The sequence below is a fragment of the Gordonia gummivorans genome (assembly GCF_022513585.1).
Classification (GTDB): Bacteria; Actinomycetota; Actinomycetes; order Mycobacteriales; family Mycobacteriaceae; genus Gordonia.
This window is the reverse complement of the sequence record NZ_JAKWBF010000068.1, coordinates 1-1816: the sequence shown is the minus strand read 5'-3', so window position 1 is coordinate 1816 and position 1816 is coordinate 1. Positions and strand designations below refer to the sequence as shown.

Annotated in this window: 2 protein-coding genes; both read left to right on the top strand. The window is 63.4% G+C overall.

The genetic code is table 11. From position 1 onward, the window contains the following. The coding region (locus MKW15_RS24090) for a Mu transposase domain-containing protein (RefSeq protein ID WP_240862900.1) at window positions 1–1002 on the top strand (1002 nt) is incomplete at its 5' end. A gap of 23 nt (window positions 1003–1025) precedes the next feature. Continuing rightward, window positions 1026–1790 carry an IS21-like element helper ATPase IstB gene (gene istB, locus MKW15_RS24085; RefSeq protein ID WP_308221105.1) on the top strand — a complete coding sequence of 255 codons (765 nt, stop codon included), beginning with the start codon at window positions 1026–1028 and terminating at the stop codon, window positions 1788–1790. Window positions 1791–1816 lie beyond the last annotated feature (26 nt).

Sequence of the window (1816 nt, the reverse complement as noted above, 5' to 3'; positions counted from 1 at the left end):
GATCGGGTCCGCCAGATCCGCCCGGAGTACCGCGGAGTCGATCCTGCTGATCGGGTCGTCTACGAACCGGGAGTGTGTTCGCAGTGGGATCTGTGGTTCCCCGATTATCGAATCCCGGTGGGCCATAGCCAGTTAGCGATCCTTCCGGTGTTGGTGATGACGTTGGCGTACTCCCGGTATCGGGCGGCGGTGATGATCCCGTCGCGTCAGGGCGGTGACATTCTGGCCGGGATGTGGCTGCTGCTGGCCCAGATCGGGGCAGTCACCCACAAGCTGGTGTGGGACCGCGAATCGGCGATCGGCGGCAAGGGCACACCGACAGCGTTGGCGGCCGGATTCGTGGGCACCTTGGGCACCCGACTCGAACTAGCTCCGCCGCGCGATCCGGAGTACAAGGGCATGGTCGAACGCAACAACCGGTTCTTCGAAACCTCGTTCCTGCCGGGCCGGATCTTCGAGTCACCGGAGGACTTCAACACCCAGTTCCGCTGGTGGCTGGGTGAGCATGCCAACACCCGGATCGTGCGTTCGATCGGTGATCGCCGCCCGGCCGACGTCCTCGAGATGGATGTGGCGGCGATGACCGCTCTGCCACCGGCGGCCCCGCACGTCGGTCTGACCCACCGAGTCCGGTTGGGCCGGGACTACTACGTGCGGGTGGCCGGCAACGACTACTCGGTGCATCCGTCGGTGATCGGCCGGTTCGTCGACATCACTGCCGACCTGAGCGATGTGGTCATCCGATGCGGGGATGTCACCGTGGCCGATCACCACCGCAGTTGGGCCAACCACGTCACGATCGCCGATCCCCAGCATGTGCGGGCCGCCAAAGAACTGCGGCGCAACTACCGCATGCAGGACCTCAACATCGCGGCCGGCAACGCGGCACGGGTGCGGGCTCACCTCGACGGCCACCAGGTGCCGATGAGGGCGCTACCCGACTACGACGACCTCTACGGCGTCAACTTCACCACCACCACAGATTTGGAGTCCCACAATTGAGTACCGCCGATACCTCGACCACTGTGTCGGGCAAGCAGATTCACACACAGATGGAGTTCCTGACCCGCGCGTTGAAGACCCCCACGATCCGGCGGTGTTGGGCGGAGTTGGCCGATCGTGCCCGCGATGAGGGCTGGAGCCACGAACAGTACTTGGCGGCGATCCTGGAACGCCAAGTCTCCGAACGTGAAGCCAACGGCACCACCCTGCGGATCGCCGCCGCGAGGTTCCCGGCGGTCAAAACGGTGGAGGACTTCACCTTCGATCACGTGCCATCTTTGCCGCGCGATGTGATCGCACATCTGGCCACCAGTACCTGGATTGCCAAGGCAGACAACGTGATCCTTCTCGGACCACCCGGAGTCGGGAAGACGCATCTGGCGATCGCATTAGGGATGAAAGCCGCCCACAACTCGTATCCGGTGCTCTTTGACACCGCGACGGGTTGGGCGGCACGGTTAACCGAAGCCCACACCGCGGGACGGTTGGCCGCGGAGATCAAACGGCTGCGCCGCTACCGGCTGCTCATCATCGACGAGATCGGGTATCTGCCGTTCGACTCCGACACCGCGAACCTGTTCTTCCAACTCATCGCCAGCCGCTACGAACAAGGCTCGGTGTTGATCACCTCGAACATGCCATTCGGCCGATGGGGAGAGATCTTCGCCGACGAGATTGTCGCCGCCGCGCTCATCGATCGGCTGGTCCATCACGCCGAGGTCATCACCATCAACGGCGACTCCTACCGCACCAAATCCCGACGAGACCTCGTCACACACGACCAATAGACCAACCACAGGGGGTCAAAATTCAA